The organism is Geodermatophilus obscurus, assembly GCF_900115395.1.
In the GTDB taxonomy this organism is placed as follows: domain Bacteria; phylum Actinomycetota; class Actinomycetes; order Mycobacteriales; family Geodermatophilaceae; genus Geodermatophilus; species Geodermatophilus obscurus_B.
On sequence record NZ_FOWE01000007.1, the window covers coordinates 92472 to 111859 of the forward strand.

The 19388-nt window shown below is 76.0% G+C and carries 17 protein-coding genes; 3 read left to right on the top strand and 14 right to left on the bottom strand.

Annotated features, from left to right (window positions below; genetic code table 11):
• Positions 1 to 13: 13 nt before the first annotated feature.
• The gene (locus BM165_RS14875) at positions 14 to 973 is read right to left on the bottom strand and encodes a 2-hydroxyacid dehydrogenase (protein WP_244274240.1); all 960 of its coding nucleotides are present in this window, start codon (positions 971 to 973) and stop codon (positions 14 to 16) included.
• Between the two features lie 81 nt (positions 974 to 1054).
• Between BM165_RS14875 and BM165_RS14880 the strand changes: the two genes are divergently transcribed.
• Complete coding sequence (locus BM165_RS14880; RefSeq protein ID WP_075014339.1) at positions 1055 to 2227, top strand: PQQ-dependent sugar dehydrogenase; 1173 nt, start codon at positions 1055 to 1057, stop codon at positions 2225 to 2227.
• A 51-nt stretch (positions 2228 to 2278) separates the two neighbouring features.
• On the opposite strand, the gene gatB is transcribed toward BM165_RS14880, so the two are convergent.
• Genes gatB through gatC form a run of 4 tightly spaced genes read right to left on the bottom strand, consistent with a single transcriptional unit; the run spans position 2279 to position 5791 of the window.
• On the bottom strand, positions 2279 to 3778 hold the full coding sequence (gene gatB, locus BM165_RS14885) for an Asp-tRNA(Asn)/Glu-tRNA(Gln) amidotransferase subunit GatB (RefSeq protein ID WP_075014340.1): 1500 nt from the start codon (positions 3776 to 3778) through the stop codon (positions 2279 to 2281).
• On the bottom strand, positions 3775 to 3957 hold the full coding sequence (locus tag BM165_RS14890) for a hypothetical protein (protein WP_075014341.1): 183 nt from the start codon (positions 3955 to 3957) through the stop codon (positions 3775 to 3777). The genes gatB and BM165_RS14890 overlap by 4 nt, the downstream gene beginning before the upstream one ends.
• On the bottom strand, positions 3954 to 5462 hold the full coding sequence (gene gatA, locus BM165_RS14895; RefSeq protein WP_075014342.1) for an Asp-tRNA(Asn)/Glu-tRNA(Gln) amidotransferase subunit GatA: 1509 nt from the start codon (positions 5460 to 5462) through the stop codon (positions 3954 to 3956). The genes BM165_RS14890 and gatA overlap by 4 nt, the downstream gene beginning before the upstream one ends.
• Positions 5459 to 5791, bottom strand: a complete 333-nt coding sequence (gatC, locus tag BM165_RS14900; RefSeq protein ID WP_075014343.1) for an Asp-tRNA(Asn)/Glu-tRNA(Gln) amidotransferase subunit GatC — start codon at positions 5789 to 5791, stop codon at positions 5459 to 5461. The genes gatA and gatC overlap by 4 nt, the downstream gene beginning before the upstream one ends.
• 188 nt (positions 5792 to 5979) lie before the next feature.
• Here gatC and BM165_RS14905 point away from each other — a divergent pair, with 188 nt between their 5' ends.
• Positions 5980 to 6648, top strand: coding sequence for an ACT domain-containing protein (locus BM165_RS14905; protein ID WP_075014344.1), 669 nt, complete (start codon positions 5980 to 5982; stop codon positions 6646 to 6648).
• 198 nt (positions 6649 to 6846) lie between these two features.
• Entirely contained in the window at positions 6847 to 8727 is a 1881-nt protein-coding gene (locus tag BM165_RS14910) for an HNH endonuclease signature motif containing protein (protein WP_075014345.1), read from the top strand.
• Between the two features lie 25 nt (positions 8728 to 8752).
• Here BM165_RS14910 and BM165_RS14915 read toward each other — a convergent pair whose 3' ends face one another.
• The 9 genes from BM165_RS14915 to BM165_RS14955 form a co-directional block, all read right to left on the bottom strand.
• Complete coding sequence (locus BM165_RS14915) at positions 8753 to 9148, bottom strand: PPOX class F420-dependent oxidoreductase (RefSeq protein ID WP_075014346.1); 396 nt, start codon at positions 9146 to 9148, stop codon at positions 8753 to 8755.
• 79 nt (positions 9149 to 9227) lie between these two features.
• Entirely contained in the window at positions 9228 to 11378 is a 2151-nt protein-coding gene (gene ligA / locus BM165_RS14920; protein WP_075014347.1) for an NAD-dependent DNA ligase LigA, read from the bottom strand.
• Positions 11379 to 11436: 58 nt separating this feature from the next.
• Positions 11437 to 12423 (bottom strand): methionine synthase, encoded by a 987-nt coding sequence (locus BM165_RS14925; RefSeq protein ID WP_075014348.1) that lies wholly within the window; start codon positions 12421 to 12423, stop codon positions 11437 to 11439.
• Positions 12420 to 13487, bottom strand: a complete 1068-nt coding sequence (gene mnmA / locus BM165_RS14930) for a tRNA 2-thiouridine(34) synthase MnmA (RefSeq protein ID WP_075014349.1) — start codon at positions 13485 to 13487, stop codon at positions 12420 to 12422. Before mnmA ends, BM165_RS14925 begins: the two co-directional genes overlap by 4 nt.
• Positions 13487 to 14674 (bottom strand): cysteine desulfurase family protein, encoded by a 1188-nt coding sequence (locus tag BM165_RS14935; RefSeq protein WP_075014350.1) that lies wholly within the window; start codon positions 14672 to 14674, stop codon positions 13487 to 13489. The genes mnmA and BM165_RS14935 overlap by 1 nt, the downstream gene beginning before the upstream one ends.
• A gap of 9 nt (positions 14675 to 14683) precedes the next feature.
• Positions 14684 to 16069, bottom strand: a complete 1386-nt coding sequence (locus BM165_RS14940; RefSeq protein WP_075014351.1) for an MFS transporter — start codon at positions 16067 to 16069, stop codon at positions 14684 to 14686.
• A gap of 150 nt (positions 16070 to 16219) precedes the next feature.
• Entirely contained in the window at positions 16220 to 17182 is a 963-nt protein-coding gene (locus BM165_RS14945) for an electron transfer flavoprotein subunit alpha/FixB family protein (RefSeq protein WP_075014352.1), read from the bottom strand.
• Positions 17183 to 17219: 37 nt separating this feature from the next.
• Positions 17220 to 17999 carry an electron transfer flavoprotein subunit beta/FixA family protein gene (locus BM165_RS14950; protein ID WP_075014353.1) on the bottom strand — a complete coding sequence of 260 codons (780 nt, stop codon included), beginning with the start codon at positions 17997 to 17999 and terminating at the stop codon, positions 17220 to 17222.
• A 117-nt stretch (positions 18000 to 18116) separates the two neighbouring features.
• Positions 18117 to 19247: an L-cysteine desulfhydrase Cds1 gene (locus tag BM165_RS14955; RefSeq protein WP_075014354.1), complete on the bottom strand. Its 1131-nt coding sequence runs from the start codon at positions 19245 to 19247 to the stop codon at positions 18117 to 18119.
• Positions 19248 to 19388 lie beyond the last annotated feature (141 nt).

The following is a 19388-nucleotide window of genomic DNA, read 5'->3' on the forward strand; positions in this document are numbered from 1 at the left end:
CCATGATCCCCGCTCAGTAGGCGTCGACGACGTCGGCCAGCGGCTCGCCGGCCAGCACCCGCCGCAGCTGGGCCAGCACGGCGGCCTGCGCGCGGGCACCGCTGTCGGGCACCGCGCCGCCCACGTGCGGGGTGAGCAGCAGCCCCGGCGCCGACCACAGCGGGTGGCCCTCGGGCAGCGGCTCGGGGTCGGTGACGTCGAGCGCGGCGCGCAGCCGCCCGGCGGTGAGCTCGGCCAGCAGCGCCCCGGTGTCGACGACGACCCCGCGCGCGGCGTTGACCAGCAGCGCGCCGTCGGGCATGGCGGCGAGGAAGGCCGCGTCGACCAGGCCGGTGGTCTCGTCGGTGACCGGCACGATCAGGACCACGACGTCGGCGTGCGGCAGCAGCGCCGGCAGCTCGTCGGTGCCGTGGACGCCGTCGCGGGCGGTGCGGCCGACGAACGTCAGCTCGACGTCGAAGCCGGACAGCATCGCGCCGATCCGGCGGCCGATGTCCCCGGCGCCCACGACGAGCACCCGCGTCCCGACCAGCGAGCGGTGGGTGCCGGGCGCCCACCGGCCGGCGTCCTGCGCGCGCACGAACTCCGGCAGTCCCCGCTGCGCGGCGAGGGTGGCGGCCACGGCCCACTCCGCCGTCGCGGGGGTGTGCGCGCCGCGGGCGTTGCAGAGCACGACGCCGTCGGGCAGCCGGCCGGCGAACTGCTCGGCGCCGGCGCTGAGCAGCTGCACGAGGCGCAGCCGCGGCAGGGCCGCCAGGAAGTCCGGGACCGGGCGCGCCCCGCCGAAGGCGGGGACCCAGACCTGCGCCTGCGCGGCCTCCCCGGCCGGCGGGCCGTCGCCGGCGTCGACGGGGAACGCGCGGACCCGCGGGTCGAGCGCCGCGACGGCGTCGGCCATCTCGCGGGTGGGGAGGAGCACGGTCAGCGTCTCGTCGGGACCGACGACGTCGGTGCCGCGGATCTCGGGGGCCACGGATCTCGGGTGCACGGTCCCCGACCCTGGCAGGCGCCCGCCGCGGCCGCCCGGCGGGCCGGCGCCCGTACTGTGGAGGGGGTGAGGCGGCGACGAGGACGGCGGCCGGCCGGCGCCGCGTGCGCGGCGGCCCTGACCCTCGTGCTCGCCGCGTGCGGGGACGACGGGTACGAGCCCGCGGGCCCCTTCCGGCCACTGCCCGAGGGCCCGCCGCCGCAGGTCGGCCCGCCGACCGAGTCCACGCCCGCGCCCTCGCCGGGCGACCCGGCCGACCCCGGCTCGGGGCAGGCCGGCGGGGACCCGAACGTCGTCGCCACCGGGCTCACCGTGCCGACCGGGCTGGTCGTGCTGCCCGACGGGACGGCGGTGGTCGGCGAGCGCGAGACCGGCCGGCTGCTGCAGGTCTTCCCCGACCGGTCACCGCCGCGCGAGCTGATGGTCGTGCCGGGGATCGACACCGCCGGCGACGGCGGGCTCCTCGGGCTGGCGCTGTCGCCGACGTTCCCCGAGGACGGGCTCTTCTACGCCTACGTCTCGACCGCCACGGACAACCGCGTCGTCCGGTTCCCGATGGGCGGCACCCCCAACCCGGTCCTCACCGGCATCCCGCGCGGGGAGACGCACAACGGCGGCGGCCTGCAGTTCGCCGCCGACGGCACCCTCTACGTCGGCACCGGGGACACCGGCAACCCCGCCCTCGCCCAGGACCCGGCGTCGCTGGGCGGCAAGGTGCTGCACGTCGACGTGTTCGGGCAGCCGGCGGGTGCCGCGGGCCCGGTGTTCGGCAGCGGGTTCTCCGACGTGACCGCGGTCTGCCTGACCGGCGACGAGCCGACCACCGTCTACGCCGTCGACGAGTCCACGACCGGGCCCGACGCGCTCGACGTCGTCGCCGAGGGCAGTGACCACGGCTGGCCGGACGCCCGCCCCGGCACCGTCCCGCCGGTGCTCGAGATCGACAACGCCGAGGGCGGGCTGGGCGGGTGCACGGCGGCCGGCACCGTCGTCTTCCTCGGCGCGCTGGACGGCCAGCGGGTGCACGTCGTGCAGCTCGACGGCAGCGGCACCGTCCTGGAGGAGCCGGAGGAGCTGCTCGGCGGCCGCTACGGCCGGCTGCGCACCGTCGTCCTGGACGCCGAGGGCGCGCTGTGGATCACCACGTCCAACCGGGACGGCATCGGGGCACCCGTCGAGGACGACGACCGGGTGCTGCGCATCATGCCGCCGAGCTCGGCCAGCGACTCGCCGCTCTGAGAGCGCACTTCCGCGGACGTGCACGGTGCACATCCGCGGAAGTGCACGGTCTCAGCTGCCGAGGACCCGCTCCTCGAGCATGCGGCGCACGGTGGCGGCGTCGGCCTTGCCGCGGGTGGCCTTCATGACCGCGCCGACGAGGGCGCCGAGGGCCTGGACCTTGCCGCCCTGCACCTTGGCGACGACGTCGGGCGCACCGGCGATCGCGGCGTCGACGGCGGACACCAGTTCGTCGGACTCCCCCAGCACCGCCAGGCCGCGGGCCTCGACGACGGCGCGCGGGTCGCCCTCGCCGGCCAGCACGCCGTCGAGCGCCTGGCGGGCGAGCTGGTCGTTGACGGTGCCCTCGGCGACCAGCGCCGTGAGCTCGGCGACCTGGCGCGGGGTGACCGCCAGCGCGGACAGCTCCACGCCGGCGTCGTTGGCCCGGCGGGCCAGCTCACCGAGCCACCACTTGCGGGCGTCGGCGGGCGTCGCGCCGGCGGCGACCGTCTCCTCGACCAGCCCCAGGGCGCCGGCGTTGACCAGCCAGGCCATCTCGGTGGCCGACAGGCCCCACTCCTCGCGCAGCCGGGCGCGGCGGGCGGCCGGCAGCTCGGGCAGCGCGGCGGCCAGTTTCTCGATCCACTCGGCGTCGGGGGCCAGGGGCACGAGGTCGGGCTCGGGGAAGTACCGGTAGTCGGTCGCCTCCTCCTTGCTCCGCCCCGACGAGGTGCTGCCGGTGTCCTCGTGGAAGTGGCGGGTCTCCTGCACGATGCGCCCGCCGGCGTCGAGGACGGCGGCCTGTCGGCGCATCTCGAAACGGACCGCCCGCTCCACCGACCGCAGCGAGTTGACGTTCTTCGTCTCGGTGCGGGTGCCCCACGTGCCGCTGCCCGCGGGCGCCAGCGAGGTGTTGACGTCGCAGCGCAGGCTGCCCTGCTCCATGCGGACGTCGGAGGCGCCGAGCGCCTGGACGATCTCCCGCAGCTCGGTGACGTAGGCGCGCGCGACCTCCGGGGCCTTCGCGCCGGCGCCGGCGACCGGCCGGGTGACGATCTCGACCAGCGGGATGCCCGCCCGGTTGAAGTCGACCAGCGAGTGGTCGGCACCGTGGATGCGGCCGGTGGCCCCGCCGACGTGCAGGTTCTTGCCGGTGTCCTCCTCCAGGTGCACCCGCTCGATCTCCACCCGGTACGTCTCGCCGTCGACCTCGACGTCGAGGTGCCCGTCGACGCACAGCGGCTCGTCGTACTGGCTGGTCTGGAAGCCCTTCGGGATGTCCGGGTAGAAGTAGTTCTTCCGGGCGAAGCGCGACCACGGGGCGATCCGGCAGCCCAGGGCCAGCCCGATGCGGATGGTGGACTCGACGGCGGCGGCGTTGGCCACCGGCAGCGAGCCGGGCAGGCCCAGGCACACCGGGCAGGTCTGGGTGTTGGGCTCGGCGCCGAAGGTGGTCGAGCAGCCGCAGAACATCTTCGACTCGGTGCCCAGCTCGACGTGGGTCTCCAGGCCGATCACCGGCTCGTAGCGGGTGAGGACCTCGTCGAACTCCACGAGGGTCTCGGTCACGGAGCGGGGTCTCCCTTCGGGGCGGTGCTGCGCCCGGACAGCCAGGCGCCGACGGCGGTGACCAGCCCCAGGACGATGAAGACGGCGAAGAAGACCTCGCCGGTGGTGATCCAGCCGACCAGGCCCACCAGGACGACGAAGGCCGTCAGCGCCCAGGCGGCCTTGAGCGCGCCGTTCACGCGGCACGCTCCAGGAGCCGGTCGGTCAGCGGGGCGCCCAGCGCCGCCTCGACGGCGGCCGCGACGCGGTAGCAGCGGTCGTCGGCCAGCGCCGGCGCCATCACCTGCAGGCCGACCGGCAGGCCCTCGGACAGCCCGCACGGCACCGAGATCGCCGGGACGCCGGCCAGGCTCGCCGGCAGGGTGCACAGGTCGGCGGCGTACATGGCCAGCGGGTCGTGGACGCGGGCGCCGATCGGCCAGGCCACGGTCGGGCTGGTGGGGCTGACGAGCACGTCGACGCCACCGGAGGCACCGCCGTCGAAGGCGGTGGAGAAGTCGCGGCCGATGAGCGTGCGGACCTTCTGCGCCTGCCCGTAGTAGGCGTCGTAGTAGCCCGCCGACAGCGCGTACGTGCCGAGGATGATCCGCCGTTTCACCTCGGGGCCGAAGCCCTGCTCGCGGGTCAGCGCCATGACCTCGTCGACGTCGCGGCCGCCGTCGTCGCCCACCCGGATGCCGAACCGCATGCCCTCGAAGCGCGCCAGGTTCGACGACGCCTCGCTGGGGGCGATCAGGTAGTACGCCGGCAGCGCCAGGCCGAAGGACGGGCACGAGACCTCGCGGACCTCGGCGCCGGCCGCCTCGAGCAGCGCCACCGCCCCGGCGAACCGGTCGAGGACACCCTGCTCGTAGCCCTCGCGGGCGCCCTCCCCGCCGAGCTCCCGGACGACGCCGACGCGCAGGCCCGCCAGGTCGCCCCCGGCGCCGCGGCGGGCGGCCTCGACGACGGCGGGCACGGGCGCGTCGATGCTCGTGGAGTCACGCGGGTCGTGGCCGCCGATCGCCTCGTGCAGCAGCGCGGCGTCGAGGACCGTGCGGGCCATCGGGCCGGCCTGGTCGAGGCTGGAGGAGAAGGCGATGAGCCCGTACCGCGACACCGAGCCGTACGTGGGCTTGTGCCCCACCAGGCCGGTCAGGGCCGCGGGCTGGCGGATCGAGCCGCCGGTGTCGGTGCCCAGGGCCAGCGGCGCCAGGTGCCCGGCGACGGCGGTGCTGGACCCGCCGGAGGAGCCGCCCGGGATGCGGTCGCGGTCCCACGGGTTGCGGGTCGCGGTGTAGGCGGAGTTCTCGGTGGAGGAGCCCATCGCGAACTCGTCCATGTTGGTCTTGCCGAGCATGACGGTGCCGGCGTCGCGCAGCCGGGTCGCGACGGTCGCCGAGTACGGCGGGCGCCAGCCCTCGAGGATGCGGGAGCCGCTCGTGGTCGGCACCCCCTCGGTGACGAAGACGTCCTTGAGCGCGACCGGGATGCCGGCCAGGCCCGTGCCGGCGGTGCCCGAGGCGTCGACCTCGGCGGCCCGGGCGAGCGCGGCGTCGCCGTCGACGTGCAGGTAGGCCCCGAGGGCACCGTCCTCGGCGGCGATCCGGTCGAGGTGGGCGCGGGTGACCTCGACCGACGTCGTCTCGCCGGCGGCCAGGGCCGCCTGCAGCTCGACGGCGGTGAGGGTGGTGAGGTCGCTCACTCCTCCTCCCCCAGGATGCGCGGCACGCGGAAGCGGCCGTCCTCGGCGGCGGGGGCGCCGGCCAGGACGACGTCGCGGGGCAGGCAGGGGGTGGTGACGTCGGCCCGCAGGACGTTGGTCAGCGGGACGGCGTGCGTGGTGGGGGCGACGTCGCCGACGTCAGCGCGCTGCACCTGGGCCACCGCGTCGAGGACGGCCCCCAGCTGGCCGGCGAAGCGGTCGAGCTCCTCGTCGGTGACGGCCAGGCGGGCCAGGCGCGCGAGGTGCGCGATGTCCTGACGGCCGAGGGCGGGGTGCTGCCCGGGATCGGGGAGGGACTCGGTGCTCATGCTGGGGCGGTACTCCTGTCGTCGGCGCCCGGCCGGCGCCAGGGACGCAACCCGGCCACTGTACGTGGCACGCTCCCGCGCCCCGTCGGCCCGCACGTGCTCGACCGGGCGGCCCCGATGCGGGAAGCTGCTCGGGCAGACGATCGACGCGGATCGGCGGCACCTGGACGTCGACCCCCGGAGGAAGCGTGTCCTATCTCCTGCGCCTGGTCGTCCCCGACCGCCCCGGCCTGCTGGGGGCGGTGGCGACCGCGCTGGGCACGGCGGGCATCGACATCGTCTCCGTGGACGTCCTCGAACGCGGGGGCGGGGTGGCCGTCGACGACATCGTCGTCGAGCTGCCGCCCGACCGGCTGCCGGACAGCCTGATCACCGCCGCGCAGGCGGTCCCGGGCGTCGAGGTCGAGTCGCTGCGCCCCTTCGCCGGGCCGCTGGACACCCACCGCGAGCTCGACCTGCTCGAGGCGCTGGCCCGCGCACCCGAGGGCACCGCGGTCAAGCTGCTGGCCGCCGAGCTGCCCCGGGTGTTCCACGGCGGCTGGGCGGCCGTGGTGCACGCCGACGGCGACGACGACTGCGAGGTGCTCGCCGCCTCCGACGCCGCCCCGGCGCTCGAGGGGATGCCGCTCCCCTGGCTGCCGCTGTCCACCCCGCGGCTGCTGCCCAGCGAGGACGGGTGGCTGCCCGAGCGCTGGCGGGAGATGGCCATCGAGATGATGGCCGCGCCGTTCGGCGCCCCGGACACCGCCGTCGTGCTGGGCCGCTCCGGCGGTCCGGCCTTCCGTCGCTCGGAGCTGCTGCGGCTGACCCACCTCACCGGCATCGCGGCCACCGTCGCCTCGCTGCCGCCCGTCTGAGGTTCCGCAGAAGGCACGGCGGGCCGCGGCCGGCCGGTGTCGACGGGGGGGCTCCGCGCCGTCTGCGCCGTCCGCGGCGGGCGTGGCGGACGGCGGCGTGCCGGTCCTCCCGTGGCTGGCCGCGGTTCACCCGATCGGGTGACGCTTCAGGCCGCCGAGCTGCGCCTTTCTGTCGGTGGTCACCCGTAGCGTCGTGGCGTGGACGACGTGCTGACCGCTGCAGCTGCTCCGCCGGTCGGGCTGTCGTGCGGTCCGTTGGGGGCGGTGCAGGCCGCCGATCGGGAGATCGGGCGGCAGACGGCGGTGCGGGCGCGGGCGGTGGCGGAGTTCGCGGCGTCGCGGCCGGCGTCGGTGGATCGGCCGCAGGGGTCGCCGGGGGCGATGTCGGCCGAGCGGTGGGCCGGGCGGGCCGACGTGCTGCGGCCGGTGAGTGAGTGGGCCACCCAGGAGCTGGTCGTGGCGCTGTCGGTCAGCTCGGGCGCGGCCGAGGTGTTGCTGGAGCGGTCACTGACGCTGGTGCACCGGCTGCCGGGCACGCTGACCGCACTCGAGGACGGGGTCCTGCACGCCGGGCACCTGGGTCCGCTGCTGGACCACGTCGCGCCGATCGCCGACGACGCGCTGCGCGCCGCGGTCGAGCGTGACCTGCTCACCTGGGCGGCCGGGCGGGTGACCACGCCGGCGCAGCTGCGGGACAAGGCGCGGCGGGAGGTGCTCAAGCGGGCGGCCCGCTCCGCCGCCGACGACCTCGCCCGCGCCGTCCGCCAGCGCGGCGTCAGTGTGCGGCCCGACCGGGTCGAGGGGATGAGCGTGGTGTCGGCGCTGTTCACCACGCCGGAGGCCGCCGCGCTGATGGCAGCGCTAGGTGCCTACGCCGACGCGCTGCCCGAGGACGGGCGCACCCGCGGGCAGAAGATGGCCGACTGCCTGCTCGACCTGGTCCTGCGCCCGACCGAGTCCGCGCTGCCGCCGGTGCAGGTGACCCTCGACGTCGTCGCCCCGATCGGTGCCCTGCTCGGCGGGGACCAGCCGTGCGAGATCGACGGGCAGGTCGTGCCCGCCGAGATGGTCCGCACCCTGCTCGCCGCGCTCACCGGCCACCCCCTCGTCACCACCACGGACACCGCGCAGCACGACACCACGCCGGCCGATAGCACTCCGGCCGATAGCACTCCGGCCGACGGCACTCCGGCCGATCCCGCGCCGGCCGACACCACCCCGGCCGGCACCGCGACGGCTGCCGGTCCGGCGCTGAGCGAGGACGAGGACTTCGCCTTGTGGGCGGAGCAGCTGGAGGACCGCATCCTCGCCGGGGACTTCGACGCCGAACCGCCACCGGACGCCCCCGACGAGGACCACCCGCCACCGGTCATCGACAGCCCTGCCGCACCTGACCCCACCGTGCCCGACGGCTGGTGGGCGCGCGCCGACGCCGCCGTCGACGACGCCAGCGCCGCCGTGCTCACCGCCCAGCAGGCCCTCGGCCACGCCCCCCGGCTGGTCGCCACCGCCCGACGCGCTGACACCACCGACGAGACCACCTGGGCAACCGGCCCCGCCGGGCGGGTCACCGCCGCCCCCGACACCCTCACCCAGCTGCACGCGGCCACCGGCCGGGCCCGCGACACCCTCGCCGGCCTGCTCGGCGCCACCGCCGGCGGCGGACTCGCCGACCGGCCCCGCCTCCTGCTCACCGACGCCCTCACCGGCGCCCTGCTCGCCCTCACCGACCTGCCCGCCCTGCACCGCGCTGACCGCGCCGGCACCGGCCTCACCCCACCCGGCCCGAGCGGCGGCTACCGGCCCGGCGCCGCCCTCGACCGCCACGTCCGCGCCCGCGACCGCCGCTGCCGCTTCCCCGGCTGCCGCCGCCCCGTCCCCAAGCAGGGCGAACTCGACCACACCACCCCCTGGCCCACCGGCCAGACGGACGCGGCCAACCTCACCGGCTACTGCACCGGCCACCACCGCGGCAAACACCAGGCACCCGGCTGGCGACACCACATGACACCCGACGGCACCCTCACCGTCACCACACCCACCGGCCTCACCGCCGCCACCACCCCACCGCCCTACTGAGGGACGGAGCGCGGCGTGCCGCGGCTCAGCCGCGCGGTGACGTCACCGTGTCCGGGGCGATCCGGACGAGGAGCCGGACCTGGTCCCGGCCCCCGAACCACGGATAGGGCCGACCGATGTAGCGCTGGGAGAGCTCGTCGATGTGCTTCCGGGCCCCGTCCTCGGTGACCTCGACGACGCGGCCGCGAACCTCGAAGTACCGGCTCGGGTCGTCGGGGTCGGCCACGTTCAACGCCACCCGCGGGTCCCGCTCGACGTTCCGGGCCTTCTGGTGCCCCCGGACGGTGTTGATCAAGACGTCGCGCCCGTCGGTGTCCACCCAGGTCTGCGTCATCTGCGGCGAGCCGTCGGGCATGAGGGTCGCGAGGAAGCAGGGGCTCGGACGGCGGAGCAGGTCGAGCAGGGCATCGGGCAGCTGCACGCGGTGGTCCTTCCGGGGGGATGGACCACTCCCCTACCCGCATCCCCTCCCGCACGTGCCCGCGGGCCGCCGCTCCGCGTCACTCCTCCGCGGGCTCGCTGCCGTCGCCGATCGTGGCCACCGCCCGGGCGGCGTCGGGCCCCTCCTCGAGCAGCACCCGCAGGCCGTCGTCGTCGAGGATCGGCGCCTTGACCTGCACGGCCTTGTCGTACTTGCTGCCCGGGTCGGCCCCCACGACGACGAAGCCGGTCTTCTTCGACACCGAGCCGGTCACCTTCCCGCCGCGCTCCTGCACCGCCGCGATCGCCTGGTCCCGGGACACGTCGCGCAGCGAGCCGGTGATGACGACGGTGACGCCGGTCAGCGGCCCCGGCGCCGCGTCCTCGCCGGCGTCGGCCAGCCGCACCCCGGCCCGACGCCACTTCTCCACGACCTCGCGGTGCCAGTCGACGGCGAACCAGTCGCCCACCGACCGGGCGATCGTCGGGCCCACCCCGTCGGCGGCGGCCAGCTCCTCCTCCGAGGCGGCCATGATGCGGTCGAGCGAACGGAAGTCCCGCGCCAGCGCCTGCGCGGCGGTCGGGCCGACGTGCCGGATCGACAGCCCCACCAGCACCCGCCACAGCGGGACGTCCTTGCGGGCCTGCAGGTTGGCCAGCAGCCGCTGTCCGTTGGCCGACAGGGTGCCGTCCTTCTTGGTGAAGAACGCGGTGCGGCTCAGCTTCTCCTCGGTGAGGTCGAAGACGTCGCCCTCGTCCTCCAGCAGGTGCTCGGCGAGCAGCGCGATCGCGGCCTCGTAGCCGAGCACCTCGATGTCGAAGGCACCGCGGCCGGCGACGTGGAACACCCGCTCCCGCAGCTGCGCCGGACACGACTGCGCGTTGGGGCAGCGGATGTCGGCGTCGCCCTCCTTCTCGTGCCGCAGCTCGGTGCCGCACTCGGGGCAGTGCGTCGGCATGACGAACTCGCGCTCGTCGCCCGTGCGGGCGGCGGCCACCGGGCCGAGGATCTCCGGGATGACGTCACCCGCCTTGCGGATGACGACGGTGTCGCCGATCAGCACGCCCTTGCGCCGCACCTCGCTGGCGTTGTGCAGGGTGGCCAGCTGGACGGTCGACCCGGCGACCTTGACCGGCTCCATGTAGCCGAACGGCGTCACCCGGCCGGTCCGCCCGACGTTCACCCGGATGTCGAGGAGCTTGGTGGTCGCCTCCTCCGGCGGGTACTTGAACGCGATCGCCCAGCGCGGCGCCCGCGCCGTCGAGCCCAGCCGCCGCTGGAGCGCGACCTGGTCGACCTTCACGACGACGCCGTCGATCTCGTGCTCCACCGAGTGCCGCTGCTCGCGGTAGCGCTCGACGTAGGCCCGGACCGCCTCGAGGTCCCCGACGACCTCGTACCGGCTGCTCACCGGCAGCCCCAGCGCGCGCAGCCGCTCGTAGGCCTCCGACTGCCGCTCGGCGTCGAAGCCGCGGCGCGCCCCGAGGCCGTGCACCACCAGCCGCAGCGGCCGGGACGCGGTGACGCGCGGGTCCTTCTGCCGCAACGATCCGGCCGCGGCGTTGCGCGGGTTGGCGAACGGCGCCTTGCCCTGCTCGACCATCCCGGCGTTGACGTCGGCGAAGCCGGCGATCGGGAAGTAGATCTCGCCGCGGACCTCGAGCAGCTCGGGCACGTCGTCACCGGTGAGCTGCTGCGGGACGTCGTCCATCGTGCGCACGTTCGCGGTGACGTCCTCGCCCGTGGTGCCGTCGCCGCGGGTGGCCGCACGCACCAGCCGGCCGTTCTCGTAGACCAGCGCCACCGCGACGCCGTCGACCTTCAGCTCGCACAGCCAGGTCACGCCCGCCCCGGCGTCGCGGGTGACCCGGCCGGCCCACGCCGACAGCTCGTCGCTGTCGAAGACGTTGTCCAGGCTCTGCATGCGCTCGAGGTGGGCGACCGGCGCGAAGGTGGCGGTGAAGCCGCCGTTGACCTTCTGGCTCGGCGACTCCGGCGTGACCAGCCCCGGGTGCTCGGCCTCGACGGCCTTCAGCTCGGCCATCAGCTCGTCGTACTGGCCGTCGCTGACCAGCGGCTCGTCGCGCACGTAGTACGCGAACGCGTAGCGGTCGAGCTCCTCCGACAGGTCCCGGTGGCGGGTGCGCGCGGCGTCGGGCACCTCGGTGAGGTCCTGACGGTCGGCGGTCGCGGCGACGTGCGGGGTGTCGACTCCGGCGTCCGTGCTCACGCAGGGGACGGTATCCGGCGGCTACGACGGCACACCCGCCGCGCTCACCCGTTCGTGCTCACTCCGGCAGCAGGTACCTCGCGGCCTCGCGGACGTGCGTCATCGCCGCCCGGGCGTAGGACGGCGAGGCGCCGGCCAGGCCGCACGACGGGGTGAGGGTGACCGCCGCGTGCAGGTCGTCGGCGGGGAAGCCGAGCTCGCGCCACCAGGCCCGCAGCCGCGACGCCGTCGCCGCGGGTGAGGGCAGCGGGACGTCGGTGCCCGGGACGACGCCGGTGACCAGGTGCGTGCCGGCGTCGACGGCGGTGCCGAGCGCGTCGAGGTCCTGCACCAGGCCGAGGTCGAACGACAGCGCGTCCGCACCGGCCGCCCGCAGCAGGTCCAGCGGTGCCCGGTCCGCGCAGCAGTGCACGACCACCGGTCCGGGCACGGCCGCGACGACGGCGGCGAGCTCGGCCTCGACGTCGGGCGCGGCGACCGCCGGGAGCCTGCCGAAGCCGCTCGCCGTCGGCAGGCCGCCCTGCAGCACCGCGGGCAGCGAGGGCTCGTCGAGCTGGACGACGACCCGGGCACCGGGCAGCCGCGCGGCGACGGCGGCGGCGTGCGCGGCGACGCCCTCGGCCAGCGACTGCGCCAGGTCCCGCCGGGCGCCGGGGTCGACGACGGCCCGCTCCCCGCGCTCCCGCTCCAGCCCGGCGGCCAGCGTCCACGGCCCGGCCGCCTGCACCTTGAACAGCCCGCGGTGGGCCCCGGCGACGTCGTGCAGGGTGTCGAGGTCGCGCGCCATCGTCTCCTGCGCCCGCCGCAGGTCGATCCCGCCGCGGGGCACCAGCCGCCACCCGGCCGGGGTGAGGTCGACGGCGAGGTCGACCAGCAGCGCCGCGCTGCGCCCGATCAGGTCGGCACCGGGGCCGCGCGCGGGCAGCTCGGGCAGGTGCGGGAGGTCCGGCAGCTCGCCGAGGACGATCCGCAGCGCCTCCGCCGGGTCGGTCCCGGGCAGCGACCCGACGCCCGTGGCCCCGCCCCAGGGCACCGGACCGGTCACGACCGGACCGTCCCCTGGCCCAGCACCAGGTCCCCCAGCACCGGGTCGGGCGCGTAGAGCACCGCCGACTGCCCGGGGGCGACGCCGCGCTGCGGCTCGGCCAGGGCGAGCTTCAGCCCGCCGTCCACGCCCGCGGTGACCTCGCAGGCGACCGCGGTGCCGTGGGCGCGCAGCTGCACCTCCGCCCGCAGCGGCAGCCGCGGGGCCGGGCCGGTCCAGGTGGGCGGGCCGGTCCGGACGACGTCGACGCCGGCGAGGTCGGCGGTCCCGACCGTCACCGTGCGGCTGACCGGCTCGATGGACAGCACGTACCGCGGCCGCTGGTCCCCCACGGCCACACCGAGGCCCCGCCGCTGCCCGACGGTGAACCCGTGGGTGCCCTCGTGCGTGCCGAGCGTGGCGCCGGTGGCGGCGTCGACGACCGGGCCGGGACGGGCGCCGAGCCGGCGGGTGAGGAAGCCGCGGGTGTCGCCGTCGGGGATGAAGCAGATGTCGTGCGAGTCGGGCTTGGTGGCGACGGCGAACCCGCGCTCGGCGGCGATCGCGCGCACCCGGTCCTTGGTCATCGACCCCAGCGGGAAGAGCGCCCCGGCGAGCTGCTGCGAGGTGAGCACGCCGAGCACGTAGGACTGGTCCTTGGCGGCGTCGACCGAGCGGCGCAGCCGCCCGTCCGCCAGCCGCGCGTGGTGGCCGGTGACGACGGCGTCGAAGTCCAGCGCCCGCGCCCGGTCGAGCACCGCGGTGAACTTGATCTTCTCGTTGCAGCGCAGGCACGGGTTGGGCGTGCGGCCGGCCGCGTACTCCGCGACGAAGTCGTCGACGACGTCCTCGCGGAACCGGTCGGCGAGGTCCCACACGTAGAACGGGATGCCGAGCTCGTCGGCGACCCGGCGCGCGTCGTGGGCGTCCTCGACGCTGCAGCAGCCGCGGGCGCCGCTGCGCAGCGTCTGCCGGTCGGGCGAGAGCGCGAGGTGCACGCCCGTGACGTCGTGACCGGCGTCGACGGCCAGCGCGGCGGCCACGGCGGAGTCCACTCCCCCGCTCATGGCGGCGAGGACGCGCACTACCGCCCCGTCCCCGCGCGGCGGGCGCGCTCGACCACGGGGGCGACGACGGCCAGCAGGGCGTCGACGTCGGCGTCGGTGCTGGTGGAACCGAGGCTGAAGCGCAGCGAGCTGCGAGCCCGGTCGGCCTCGGCGCCGATCGCGGTCAGCACGTGGCTGGGCCGGGCCACCCCGGCGCTGCACGCCGAGCCGGTGGAGCACTCGATGCCGCGGGCGTCGAGCAGCATGAGCAGCGCGTCGCCCTCGGCGCCGGGGAAGGACAGGTGGGCGTTGCCGGGCAGCCGCCCGGGCCCACCGGCGAGGACGTCGTCCAGCGGGGCGCCGTTGAGCCTGGCGTCGGGGAGCTGCTCGAGCACCCCGGCCACCAGTCGGTCGCGCAGCGCCGCCAGCCGGACGGCCCGCTCGGGGCGGGCGGCGACGGCGGTGGTGGCCGCGACGGCGAGGCCGACGATGGCCGGGACGTCGAGGGTGCCGGAACGGACGTCGCGCTCCTGGCCGCCGCCGTGCAGCAGCGGCATGCACTCGGCGTCGCGCCGCAGCAGCAGCGCACCGGCGCCCATCGGCCCGCCGAGCTTGTGCCCGGTCAGCGTGAGGGCGTCGACCCCGCTGGCGGCGAAGTCGACCGGCACCTGGCCCACGGCCTGCACCGCGTCGGTGTGCACCGGCACCCCGACGTCGTGGGCCACCGCGGCCAGGGCGGCGACGTCGCTGACCGTGCCGATCTCGTTGTTGGCCCACATCACGCTGACGACGGCCACGTCGGAGCCGTCGCCGAGCGCGTCGGCCAGCGCCGCCGGCGTCACCCGCCCGGTGGGCTCGAGGCCGAGCCAGGTGATCTCGGCACCGTCGTGCTTGGCCAGCCACTCGGCGCTGTCGAGGACGGCGTGGTGCTCGGCGGGGCTGATCACCAGCCGGCGCCGCCGGGAGTCAGCCTCGCGGCGCGCCCAGTAGATGCCCTTGACCGCGAGGTTGTCGCTCTCGGTCCCGCCGCCGGTGAACAGCACCTCCGACGGGCGGGCGCCCAGCGCCTCCGCCAGTCGCTCGCGGGACTGTTCGGCGACCCGCCGCGCGGCGCGGCCGCTGGCGTGCAGCGACGAGGCGTTGCCGACCCGGCCCCACTGCTCGGTCATGGCGGCGAGCACCTCGGGGAGCACCGGCGTGGTCGCCGCGTGGTCGAGGTAGGTCACCGGCCCAGGTTAGTCGCGCACGACCGACCCGCTCGCCCGAGCCGGGGCGACGGTGCGGCCGGCCACCCGGGCGCCCAGGAGCGCCGGCACGGTCAGCCCGGCGACCGCCGCGAGCACCGCGGGCCAGAGCGGGCCACGCCCCTCGGCGGCCCCGGCCACCAGGACGCCGGCCAGCCCGACGCAGAGGGCCGACGCGGTGACGTCGGAGATCTGCAGCGCCGCCGAGTTGGCCCCGCGCTCCGCCTCCGGGGACTGGTCCAGCAACAGGACGCCGACGCTGGGCATCCCCAGCCCCATGCCGACCCCGGCCACCGCCCACGAGAGGTAGGCCGGCCAGCCCCCCAACGCGGGGACCGCGGTCGCCGCCGTGGCGGCGAGGCCGGCCGCGAGCACGAGGCAGCCGAGCCGGAGCACCCGCTGGCGCGGGACGTCGGGCCGCCGCCCCTGGAGCTGCGCGGCGACCACCCAGCCGACGGCGCCCGCGGTCAGCGGCAGCCCCGCGGTGGCCGCACTCCACCCGTGCTGCTCGGTCAGGACGAACGGGAGCAGGGCGTCCATGCCGAAGAAGGCCCCGGCCAGCAGGCCGCGCGAGGCGACCACGGCCGGGATGCCGGCACGGGCCCGGACGGTGCCGCTCGGCAGCAGCCGGCGCAGCGCCACGGCCAGACCGGCCGCACCGGCGAGGGCGATCACGACGGCGGCGAGGTCGAGTCGCTGGGCGGCGTACTGCAGCGCTGCGATGCCGGTGCCCGCCAGCACGGCCCACGCCGCCCGGCCGCGCCCGCGCGGCGCCGCCTCACCGCCGGGCGCCCTGCCGGGACCGGCGGTGAGCAGCAGCGCGAGGCCGGCCGCGACCAGCGGCACGAGCCCGAGGAAGACCGCCCGCCAGCCGACGTGGGTGGTGACCAGGCCGGCCGCGAGCGGCCCGACCAGCGCCGGCAGGACCCAGCCCGCGGCGAACGCGCCGAAGAGGCGGGGGCGCAGCCGGGAGGAGTAGGACCGCCCGGCGACGACGTAGAGCAGCACGATGACCACGCCGGCCCCGAGTCCCTGGACCGCGCGGCCGAGGACGAGCACGGCCATGTGCTGGGCGACGCCGGCGACGACCAGTCCGGCGGCGAACACCAGCACGCCGGCGAGGACGCCCGGTCCCGGTGGCCGCCGGTCCCCCACCTCGCCGCCGACGACCATGCCGACGACCGAGGTGACGAGGAAGGCGCTGAACGTCCAGGCGTACCAGGCGACGCCGTCCAGCTCGGCGACCGCGCGCGGCATCGCCGTCCCGACCGCCATCGCCTCGAAGGCGACGAGGGTGACGAGGGTGAGCAGGCCGATCGTCGTCCGCCGGTGGGCGGCGTCCCAGATGCTCGCCCCGTCGGCCTCGGGCCCGTCCACGTCCCGCCCGTCCTCCTGACCTGTCTCGTCCTGTCCCGGAACGCGTCGAGCGCCGGCCCCGCGAGGGACCGGCGCTCGACTGTGCTGTTCAGGCCTCGCTGCAGGGGCCCGCGCCGAGCGTCAGCGAGGCGTGGGGGGCAGCGAGGTCCTTCATTTGCGGGCGGCGATCTGCTCGGTGGCGGCGGGCACGACCTGGAACAGGTCGCCGACGACGCCGAAGTCGGCCAGCTCGAAGATCGGGGCCTCGGCGTCCTTGTTGACGGCCACGATGGTCTTCGACGTCTGCATGCCGGCGCGGTGCTGGATGGCACCGGAGATGCCGACGGCGATGTAGAGCTGCGGCGAGACGGTCTTGCCGGTCTGCCCGACCTGGAAGCTGTGCGGGTAGAAGCCGGAGTCGACCGCGGCGCGCGAGGCACCGACGGCCGCGCCGAGCGAGTCGGCCAGCGCCTCGATGATCGCGAAGTTCTCCGCGCTGGCCACGCCGCGGCCGCCGGAGACGACGATCGAGGCCTCGGTCAGCTCGGGCCGGTTGCTCTTCATCTCGACGACCTTGTCGACGACCCGCGTCTGCTTGGCCTGCTCGGAGAGCTGGACCTGCACCGGCACCTCCTCGGCGGCGGCGGGCGCCGGCTCGGGGGTGACGGAGTTGCCGCGCAGCGTGTAGATCGGCGTGCCGGTCGTCACCCGGGAGTGCACGATCTGGGCGCCGGCGAAGATCACCTGGGTGGCGGTGCCGTCGGGGGCGATCTCGGTGACGTCGGTGAGGAAGCCGCTGCCGGTCTTGAGCGCCAGCCGGCCGGCGACCTCCCGGCCCTCCGGGGAGGACGGGATGACGACGGCGGCCGGCGAGACCTGCTGCACCAGCTGCGCGAGGACCTCGGCCTTGGGGGCGACGAGGAACTCGTCGATCTCGGGGGACTCGGCGACGTAGACCCTCGCCGCGCCGTACTCGGCCAGCTGCTCACGGACGCCGGCGGCGACCCCGGGGCCACCGGCGACGACCGCCGAGACCTCACCGAGCGCACGCGCGGCGGTGAGTGCCTCCAGGGTGCCCTTGCGGACGGTGCCGTCGGCCGGGTTCAGCTCGACGAGGACCAGGACCTCTGCCATGGGTGTTCGCCTCTCCTGTTCGCTAGGTCCGGGCCGGTCAGACGAGCTTCTGCTCGGCCAGGAAGCCCACGAGCTTCTGCGCGCCGTCGCCCTCGTCGGTGACCTTCACGCCCTCGCCCTTCGGCGGGCGGCCGGTGACGTCGACGACGGCGCTGGTGGCGGTCGCCAGGCCCACGGTGGCGGGGTCGATGCCGAGGTCGGCCAGCGACTTGGTCTCCACCGGCTTCTTCTTGGCGGCCATGATCCCCTTGAAGGAGGGGTAACGCGGCTCGTTGATGGTGTCCCAGGTGGACACGATGGCCGGCATCGGGGCCTCCAGGGCCCAGAAGCCGCCGTCGGTCTGCCGCTCGACCTTGACCGTGGAGCCCTCCACGGTGAGCTTCTGGGCGCCCGACAGCTGCGGGATGCCCAGCCGCTCGCTGAGCAGGGCCGGCATGACCGCGACCTGGCCGTCGGTCGACGTGGCGCCGGTGAGAACCAGGTCGTAGTCCATCTGCTGCAGCGCCGCGGCGAGGATGCCGGAGGTCTGAATCGCGCACGAGCCGTGGATGGCGTCGTCGACGACGTGCACGGCCCTGTCCGCGCCCATCGACAGGGCCTTGCGGATGGCGTCGGTGGCCGAGGCGGGGCCGACGGTCAGGATCGTGACCTCGCCGCCCTGGGCCTCCTTGACCTGGAGGGCCTCCTCGATGGCGTACTCGTCGATCTCGTTGATGACGTTGTCCGCGGTGGCGCGGGCGACGGTGTTGTCCGAGGCGTCCAGCGAACGCTGGGTGCCCGAGTCGGGGACCTGCTTGACCAGAACGACGATGTTCATCGCCAGACCTACCTCCGCAGTCGGTCATGGGGGACGCGGGCTGTGGCCCGCCTGGCTCCGATGATGGAGGTTACTGCCGGGTAACGGGGCAGCGCGCCGGGGTGCCGGTGAGCCCGGTCACCCCGCCCACCGGCCGGTCGCGGTGAACTCCTCCAGCACCGCCGCGTGGGGTGCAGAGTCGAGTCCCTGGGCGGCCACCCAGGCGTCGGAGTACAGGGTGTTGCCGTACCGCTCGCCGCCGTCGCAGAGCAGGGTGACGACGCTGCCGGTGCGCCCGGCGGCCACCATCTCCGCGACCAGCCGGAACGACCCCCACAGGTTGGTGCCGGTCGAGCCGCCGGCGCGCCGGCCGGTGACCCGCTCCAGGTGGCGCACCGCGGCGAGGGAGGCGGCGTCGGGGACGCGGATCATCCGGTCGACCACGGTGGGCAGGAACGACGGCTCCATCCGCGGGCGGCCGATGCCCTCGATGCGCGAGGGCGCGCCGGTGGTCCACGCCGGCTCGTCCTCCACCCAGCCGGGGAAGAACGCCGAGTGCTCCGGGTCCACGACGGCCAGCCGCGTCGGGTGGCGCATGTAGCGCAGGTACCGGCCGAACGTGGCGCTCGTGCCGCCGGTCCCCGCCCCGACGACGACCCACTCGGGCACCGGGTGGCGCTCGAGGGCCATCTGCTGGAACACCGACTCGGCGATCGTGTTGTTGCCCCGCCAGTCGGTGGCCCGCTCGGCGTGGGTGAACTGGTCGAGGTAGTGGCCGCCGCACTCGGCGGCCAGCCGGCGCGCCTCGTCGTAGACCTCCGCCGCCCGCTCGACGAAGTGGCACCGCCCGCCCTGCCGCTCGATCAGCGCGATCTTCTCCCGGCTGGTCGAGGCGGGCATCACCGCGACGAACGGCAGGCCGAGCAGCCGGGCGACGTAGGCCTCGCTCACCGCCGTCGACCCGCTGGAGGCCTCGACGACGGTGCTGCCCTCGGTGATCCAGCCCGAGCAGAGCGCGTGCAGGAACAGCGAGCGGGCCAGTCGGTGCTTGAGGCTGCCGGTCGGGTGCGTCGACTCGTCCTTGAGGTACAGGTCGACGCCCCACTCCGGCGGCAGCGGGTACACCAGCAGGTGGGTGTCGGCGCTGCGCAGCGCGTCGGCCTCGACGATCGCCACCGCCCGGTCCACCCAGGCGCGCCCGGCGGGGTCGGAGCGGTCGACGTCGGAGCGGTCGACGTCGGAGCGGGCGGGGGCCGGTCCGGTGTCCACCCGGCCATCCTCGCCCAGCCGCGGGCGGACAACGCACACCCTCCGTCGCCGGGGAGTGGCACTGCGGCGGGACGCGGCGGCGCGGACCCGGGGGTCCCGGTCGCGGGGACGGCCGCACCCCCGGCCGAACCGCGGCGTCCC

Bases quoted from the DNA above. Each gene is read 5' to 3' on its own strand.
- BM165_RS14945 (WP_075014352.1), bottom strand. From the start codon at position 17,182: ATGGCAGAGGTCCTGGTCCTCGTCGAGCTGAACCCGGCCGACGGCACC.
- gatC (WP_075014343.1), bottom strand. From the start codon at position 5,791: ATGAGCACCGAGTCCCTCCCCGATCCCGGGCAGCACCCCGCCCTCGGC.
- BM165_RS14950 (WP_075014353.1), bottom strand. From the start codon at position 17,999: ATGAACATCGTCGTTCTGGTCAAGCAGGTCCCCGACTCGGGCACCCAG.